7 protein-coding genes and 1 pseudogene are annotated in these 7648 nt (G+C 40.5%); all 8 read left to right on the top strand.

Annotated elements, in window-relative coordinates:
• Positions 1-30 precede the first annotated feature (30 nt).
• A complete protein-coding gene (locus JCM10991_RS10775) occupies positions 31-1026 on the top strand; it encodes a D-2-hydroxyacid dehydrogenase (RefSeq protein ID WP_025021484.1) in 996 nt (331 codons plus the stop codon).
• Between the two features lie 133 nt (positions 1027-1159).
• Positions 1160-2119: a zinc-binding dehydrogenase gene (locus tag JCM10991_RS10770; RefSeq protein WP_025021483.1), complete on the top strand. Its 960-nt coding sequence runs from the start codon at positions 1160-1162 to the stop codon at positions 2117-2119.
• Between the two features lie 4 nt (positions 2120-2123).
• Complete coding sequence (locus JCM10991_RS10765; RefSeq protein WP_025021482.1) at positions 2124-2576, top strand: MarR family winged helix-turn-helix transcriptional regulator; 453 nt, start codon at positions 2124-2126, stop codon at positions 2574-2576.
• 5 nt (positions 2577-2581) lie between these two features.
• Positions 2582-3466 (top strand): glycine betaine ABC transporter substrate-binding protein, encoded by an 885-nt coding sequence (locus tag JCM10991_RS10760; protein WP_025021481.1) that lies wholly within the window; start codon positions 2582-2584, stop codon positions 3464-3466.
• Positions 3467-3478: 12 nt separating this feature from the next.
• Positions 3479-4110, top strand: a pseudogene (locus JCM10991_RS13850) (ABC transporter permease).
• Entirely contained in the window at positions 4100-4873 is a 774-nt protein-coding gene (locus JCM10991_RS10750) for an ABC transporter ATP-binding protein (RefSeq protein ID WP_023858641.1), read from the top strand. Before JCM10991_RS13850 ends, JCM10991_RS10750 begins: the two are co-directional and overlap by 11 nt.
• Positions 4870-5490: an ABC transporter permease gene (locus JCM10991_RS10745; RefSeq protein ID WP_025021480.1), complete on the top strand. Its 621-nt coding sequence runs from the start codon at positions 4870-4872 to the stop codon at positions 5488-5490. Before JCM10991_RS10750 ends, JCM10991_RS10745 begins: the two co-directional genes overlap by 4 nt.
• A gap of 470 nt (positions 5491-5960) precedes the next feature.
• Positions 5961-7648: YSIRK-type signal peptide-containing protein (locus JCM10991_RS13845; RefSeq protein ID WP_035188888.1), on the top strand; the 1688-nt coding region annotated here is incomplete at its 3' end.

The raw sequence follows: 7648 nt of genomic DNA, 5'->3' as shown, positions 1-7648 counted from the left end.
CATTATATTTTAATTTAGGGGGCGACTTTAATGAAAGTGATAATGTATGGAGTTTCTGATGATGAACGACGCCATGTACAAGCTTGGCAAGACCAACACCAGGATGAAATTAAGTTAGTGACAGAACCTTTGACCAAAGAAACTGTTGCTTTGGCGGCTGGCTTTGATGGAGTTTCTACTAAGCAAGTCGAAAGCTTAGATGAAGAAGTTTATCAGCAATTATCTGCCTTTGGTATCAAACACCTTGCTTTACGAATTGTAGGTTACAATATCGTTGATTTTGACAAGGCTCATGCGCATGGCATTACGACAGTGTCCAATGTTCCTGCTTACTCACCACGAGCAATTGCTGAAAATGGTTTGGCGGTGGCGCTTAACTTACTACGGAAAATCTCCGTCCTTCAAGACCGCGAACGTCGTGGTGATTTCACTTTACCGGAATCATTAATGAGCGAGGAAATTTATACTAAAACGGTGGGGGTTATTGGAGTTGGTAATATTGGTTCGGCCTCGGCGCAACTTTACAGTGCTTTAGGGGCCAGAGTGCTGGGCTATGATCCGATTTATCGTGCCAATTATGAACCCTACTTGACATACACTGATTTAGAAACGGTCTTGAAAGAAGCTGATATTATCACAATTCATACGCCATTAGACGATAGTACCCGGGAAATGTTAGGTGCGAAGGAATTTGCGCTGATGAAGCCTGGTACCATTTTCATTAACCAAGCACGAGGGGGCTTGGTTGATACGGAGGCGATGATTGCGGCTTTGGAATCTGGTCATTTAGGTGGTGTGGGCTTGGATGTTTTATCTAGTGAAAGTGAGTTCTTCTGGAAGGTGATTGAAGACCCCGCCCAACTTCCTGCTGACTACCAACGTCTAGCTAAAATGCCTAATGCAATTGTTACCCCGCACTCAGCCTACTACACGCAAACCGCTGTGCGTAACATGGTAATGCAGAGTTTGGAAGATATTCGCCGTTTCCTTAACGGCCAAAAGCCTCTTTACGTGGTTGACTTATAAACAATTGTTGCCGCTTTTCTATGGAGAAGCGGTATTTATTTATTTTTAAAATTAGTCAAAATATTTGACTTTATTTCAAAAGATTAGTAAGATTAAATGGTAAAAATATTTGACTATCAAAGGAGGGAGTTTTTTGAAAGCGATTGTCGTGCATCATGCCGGAGGACCAGAGGTATTGCGACTTGAAGAGCGTCTCATTCCGCAAGTAAAGCCTGGTTGGTCAGTGATTAAAATTAGGGCTTTTGGAATTAATCGCTCTGAAATTTTCACCCGGCAAGGCTTTTCACCGCAGGTTACTTTTCCACGAATCCTAGGGATAGAGTGTGTAGGGGAGATTTTTGCAAGTAGTGATACTGAAAGATTACCATACGGGCAAAAAGTACTCACAACCATGGGAGAAATGGGGCGTCAGTTTGATGGATCTTATGCCCAATATGTTCTAGTGACTAACGAGCAAATTTTTCCCATTGCCACAGATTTGAGTTGGGAAAATTTGGCCGCTATCCCAGAAACTTACTTTACCGCCTATGGCTCAATGTTACAGTTGCAACTTCAAGCGGGTGACCGTATTTTAGTAAGGGCGGCCGCTTCAGGTGTGGGGGTAGCCTTTGTAAAACTTGTCAAAGCCCGCTATCCTGAACTAGTGGTGGTAGCATCCGTCCGAAATTTAGCTAAAAAAGAGCAATTATTGGCTGTGGGCTATGACCAGGTTATTTTGGATAAGGCAGGATGCTTGCAGACGGAAGCGACGTTTACCAAAATTCTGGAATTAGTGGGACCAAAAGTTATCAAGGACTCATTGAAGCATTTAGATATGGGGGGAATTATTTGTGCTACGGGACTTCTAGGGGGACAGTGGTACCTCAAGGAGTTTGACCCTACGGAAGCTTTACGCAATAACGTCTATCTGACAACCTTTTATTCTGGTAATGTTTCTTCACAAGGATGGCAGAAGTTGCTAGATTATATCGCCAAGTATCAAGTAGATGTGAGTCCACAGCGAGTCTTTAGCTTAGAACAAATCCAAGAAGCTCATAAATTTTTAGAAAGTTCGCAAGCTTTTGGTAAGGTTATTATTAGAAATGAGGATTAAAATAATGGCAGTTAAGGATTTTCACACATACTTACGGATTTTAGAGGAGCGAGATGCGCTTTATGAAAATTATGCTCGTCAACATGGATTAAAGGGTAAGTCTTTGCAAATGTTATTATGGCTGGCTACTTACCCGCAAGTAACCGGTCAAGCAGTTACCCAGAAACTTTTAGCAGCGAAGACTTATTCAACGAAGCAGGTGGTAAATGCCACCATCAAAAATTGGCGGGCGCAGGGGTATTTAGAACTTTTACCATTGTTAGCTGATAAACGCCAAAAATACTTGCAGTTAACGGCACAAGGGCAAAAATTGGCGACAGAGATAATTGCGCCGTTAAATCACTACGAGTCCGAGGCTTTTACGAAACTAACAGAGGCCGAACAGGCGCAACTATTAGCTCTAACACGAAAGTACCATGCTAATTTAAAAGCGCAACTAGTTAAAGAAAAAGGGTGAAAAAAATGAAAAATAAATTTTTAAAGTTAAGTGTAATGTTCGTGGTGGTACTATGTACTTTGACTACAGTAGCTAGTAGTGTAAGTGCCGCATCTGTGGTAGTTGGTGCGAAGAATTTTACAGAGAGTCAAGTAGTTAGTGAAATCTATGCGCTGGCGCTAGAAAAAGAAGGCTTTAAGGTAAGTCGTAAGCAAAGTATTTCTTCTTCTGTGATTCCAACTGCAATTAAAAAAGGGCAAATTGACCTTTATCCAGAATATACGGGGACAGCGCTGCTAACTATTCTGAAAGGAAAAATGACTACTGATCCAGACCAAGCTTACCAAAAAGCTAAGGCCGGTTTAGCCAAGCAAGGACTAACAGCTTTACCATATGCGCCCGGTAATGATGGTCAAGGGATTGCTATGCGGGCCAGTGTGGCCAAGAAGTATGGTATTCGCACGATTTCTGACTTACAGCGTCATGCGGAGAAGATTCGTTTTGCTTCACAAGGTGAATTTGATAAGCGGACAGACGGTCTAGCAGGTTTAGCCAAGAAATATGGTGATTTCAAGTTCAAATCCAATAAGGTTTATGACAATGCTTTAAAGTACCAAATTTTAAGTCAAAGCAAAGCCGATGCGACCCCAGCCTACACTACAGAGGGTCAGTTAGCCTCGAAGAAATATGTGGTCTTAAAAGATGACAAAAATTTCTGGCCACCATATAATTTGATGCCGATTGTTACGACTAAGGTTGCCAAGCAAAATCCTAAGTTGGTGAAAACTATTAATCAAGTTGACCGTAAGTTAACGACTAAGACATTGATTAAATTAAATAAACAAGTGGATCTAGATAAGCACAGTTACAAGAGTGTTGCCAAGAAATGGTATCAAGCTAATTTTGATTAGGGGGCGGTAGCGATGTTTACCGACATTATCCAGTATTTTGCCACTGATAGTGACCAGTATCTTCAGGCCGTTGGTCAACATTTGACTTTGAGTTTGACAACTTTGTTACTAGCAAGTCTATGTGCGTTACCCTTAGGTTATTTAGGCAGTGAAATCCCTGTGATTGCTAAAGTTGCGACGAGCTTTGCACAGGCCTTACGTATCATTCCAAGTTTGGCACTATTGTTCATCTTAATTCCGATTATGGGGGTTGGAACGTTACCGGCTATAACGGCCTTGTTCGTTTTGGCCTTACCGCCTTTGCTAATTAATACCTTGCTAGGTTTCCGGGAAGTATCACCGCAAATACTAGAAGTTGGCACTGGTTTAGGGATGGATGCTCATCAATTATTTTGGCAAGTCAAGTTTCCTCTAGCTTTGCCTTATATTCTAAATGGGATAAAACTTGCTTTAGTGGAAATCATGGCTTCAGCCACGCTGGCAACCTATATTGGTGCTGGGGGACTGGGAACGCTGATTTTCACGGGCTTAGGACTTTATCGGCTGGATCTCTTGTTAATTGGTGGTGTCTCAGTGGCGTTACTATCGCTTTTAGCATGGTTGCTTTTGATTATGTGATTGGAAGGTTGAAAAATGGTAGCTAAGCAAACAGTTTTAGAGTTTCAGCATGTGGTAAAGAAATATGGTTCACAAGTGATTTTGCCCGACTTGTCATTTACTGTGCGAGAAGGGGAATTTATCACAATTCTCGGGTCATCGGGGTCTGGGAAGACGACGACTTTAAAGTTAATCAACCACTTAATAGAACCAACGCAAGGGAAGATTTTGTTGAAGGGTCAAGACAGTCAAGCCCTAGATTTGATTGCTCTACGGCGACAAATGGGGTATGTTGTGCAGTCAATCGGGTTGTTTCCTCATATGACAGTAGCTGAAAATATTGCGACCGTACCTAAGTTGCTCAAGTGGTCATCGCCAAAAATTGAGCAACGAGTAAAAGAACTGCTCGAATTGGTGCAACTCGATCCAGAAAAATACCAAAAACGTTATCCCCGCCAGCTTTCTGGGGGACAACAACAGCGCGTCGGCGTGGCACGGGCCTTGGCCGCCAATCCTGAATTTGTCCTTTTTGATGAGCCGTTTGGAGCCATTGATGCTTTGACGCGTTTAGAATTACAAAAACAACTTAAAACCATCCATCAATCACTGGGGCAAAAGACCTTTTTACTTGTAACGCATGATATTGCCGAGGCTTTTTATTTAGGCGACCGGGTGATGATTATGCATGAAGGGAAAATTGAAGCCTTTGACAAGCCTCAAAAGATTATCCAAAATCCTCCTACACCTTTTGTACAAAATTTAATGGCGACAGTTAAGGCGGAACAGAAAATGTGGGAGGGCTTAGAATGAAAGCTTACTTTATAGAAAACTATGCGGAATTGTTAACCTATACAGGGCAACAGTTAATCTTGGTTGTGCCAGCCTTAGTTATGGCGCTGTTTATCGCATTAAGTCTCATTTCATGGGGGCTGAAGCATCCGCAGGTAATGACAAAATTGGTTTACTTTTTTTCTGTCCTTTATGCGGTACCGAGCTATGCTTTCTTCGCTCTCTTGATTCCTTTCCTAGGTCTAGGGATGCCAACAGCAATCGTCGTGCTGACGTTATACAGCGAGTATATTTTGTTACGGACGTTGGTAACGGGGTTAGAAGAAATCGATCCAAGTTTAGTGGAGGCAGCCCGAGGGTTGGGGATGACTACGGGACAAATTTTTACTAAGATTCAGTTACCGTTATTAGTTCCGGCGATTTTTTCTGGCTTGCGGGTAGCCTTAGCAGCGACCATGGGTTCCGCGACCATTGCGGCGACTATCTCGGCTGGTGGTCTGGGGCAGGTTCTATTTACAGGTTTACAAATGCAGGACATTAATATTTTATTGGTGGGAACGTTCTTAACGGTAGCGTTAACCCTATTGTTATTACTAGGTTTATGGTGGTTAGAAAAGATTATGACACCTCAAATTTAAAAAAATTCTCCCTAAAACTATTAGGGGGGATTTTTTGTTGAGCAAGAAGCTAGTTGGGAAACTGAATAAAAAAATAAAGTTATTTATAGTAATTAATCAGTTGTTATGTAGCTGAAAGGATAAGCTTGATAAAGCTTGAAACTATAGAATCTCGTTATTTTAAATGGCATTAAGATTAGAAAAAGATTAGCGAAAAATAATTTATTTCAAAATAATGTATATCCATGTTTTGGGATGAAAATATTGTATTGATTTTTTTTGGAAATTTATGTTGTGCAAATTTTAAAAAAAGTGGCATTTTTTAAGTAATTTTAAAAGAAAGTAAAAAAAATATAAAGTTAAAGTATTAAATAACCCCCCTTTTTTTGATGTATATACACAAAAATTAGCAAGTTGAAGTTAATTGGGAAGTCTGTATAATCAAAATATCGAATGAAATATTTTAAGAAGTTTAAATAGGGGGAAGTTTAATGGTTTCGAAAAACAATACTCGTTTATATGATGAAAAAATGAACAAAAACAAGTTCAAGTATTCAATTAGAAAATTAAACGTTGGTGTAGCTTCAGTGTTAATTGGGGTAACGTTTGGTTTAGGTGCTTTAGCGGCAACTGCTTCTGCAGATGAAGTAAACCAAGCTCAAACAACAGAGGTATCTACACCAGTTAAGGCAAGTGCAACAGAAGAAGGGGAAACGACTTCTGTTGTTAGTACACAAGCACAACAAGAAGAAACAACGGCATCTGCTGACGATGCAACAGCAACGGAATCATCTAATGCTGAAGCACAAACAACAACATTTAATGTTGCTGATTTTGCGCAAAATAATGCGGTTTCAGCTGATATGTTAGCTGAAAGCAAGGCAGTAACAACAGGCGATGCTGAAGATCGCGCTGCAGTTCCGGCAGAAAATCAAACAAATCCTCACCGGAGTTACGATGTTCCAGATAGGAAAACGTCAACGCCAGAGTATTCTAGTGGGGACGGCCACTTTGCTAATTTAGTTGACGATCACTACAAAATTGGTTGGACACAAGATCAACTAAGTTCACGGCCTAATGACCCGGGTTTTGCATTATCTGATGACGGTAAGACCTTAGTATATCGTCTAGCAGCTGGGGATACAACAAGGTTTGAACTGAATGATATTCTTAGTTTACTCTATGTTCAACCTGAAGTTAACCCTAACCAGGTTATTTGGGGTAACGACAAGCGTTCAGCTGAAAATGGTCTAACTGATACTGTTAATGGTATAACATGGTCTCAAGATAAAAGAAACCGAAGCCGTTTCTACTACGCTAATGGTAACCAAGCGATGGTTTTAGATATCGTTGATAAGAACAGAAATGGTGACTTTACGATAGACTTAAATCCTAATAAATATGCGGGAAAAACCACTACGGCTACCTTGACAATTCCAGAAGATAATGAATCACGTAAAGTTTATTATCCAGGAACAGAAATTAAATTACCTAATGAAAATAACGTAAATTACTACACAGGTGCAGATATTAAGAAGGGTTACTTAGTAGCTACTGACCGTGAAGTTAATAAAGTGGGTTACGCCCAAGACGTCTGGGGAACTAAATCAATTAAATTTGTTTTAGTTCCCGTTAATGCTGCGCCACTTATTAATGTTGAATCAACTGCAAAGAATATGAACCTAGGTGAACTACATCATGATGAAGAAAATAAGGTAGAATACTACAGCATTAATAAAGAAAAACTTTCCGATATAAGAGAAGGTTTAATGGCTGTGTCTGATTACATGGATGATGCAACGGGTGCGACTATTAATAAAGAATTAGAAATTATTCCGGCTGGTCAAATGCAAGGAAAAGAGCTGTACACCGTTAAGATGACAGCGACAGATAGTACAGGTTTAACTTCTAAAGCCGAATTCAATATTGTTATAGATATTGACAAGACTAATTTGGAAGAAGCTATCAAGGATGGCAAAGATTTCCAAAAGGATAATAACTACAAGAACGCTGTCGATGATGACAAGCGAGCTTTGGATAACGCAATCAAGAACGGTGAAACTGTTAAGAATAATCCAACCGCAAGCCAAGCAGATGTGGACGCAGCGAAGGAAGCCATTGATAAAGCAATGAATGCCATCAAGGACAAAGCTAACCAAGCAAGCGCTCAACCAACGAA

The organism is Ligilactobacillus equi DSM 15833 = JCM 10991, from assembly GCF_000615765.1.
Classification (GTDB): Bacteria; Bacillota; Bacilli; order Lactobacillales; family Lactobacillaceae; genus Ligilactobacillus; species Ligilactobacillus equi.
This window is presented reverse-complemented; position numbering and strand designations above follow the sequence as displayed.

Excerpts from the sequence above, each read along its gene's own strand:
- JCM10991_RS10750 (WP_023858641.1), top strand. The coding sequence starts at position 4,100 with ATGGTAGCTAAGCAAACAGTTTTAGAGTTTCAGCATGTGGTAAAGAAA.
- JCM10991_RS10765 (WP_025021482.1), top strand. The coding sequence starts at position 2,124 with ATGGCAGTTAAGGATTTTCACACATACTTACGGATTTTAGAGGAGCGA.
- JCM10991_RS10760 (WP_025021481.1), top strand. The coding sequence starts at position 2,582 with ATGAAAAATAAATTTTTAAAGTTAAGTGTAATGTTCGTGGTGGTACTA.
- JCM10991_RS10745 (WP_025021480.1), top strand. The coding sequence starts at position 4,870 with ATGAAAGCTTACTTTATAGAAAACTATGCGGAATTGTTAACCTATACA.
- JCM10991_RS10775 (WP_025021484.1), top strand. The coding sequence starts at position 31 with ATGAAAGTGATAATGTATGGAGTTTCTGATGATGAACGACGCCATGTA.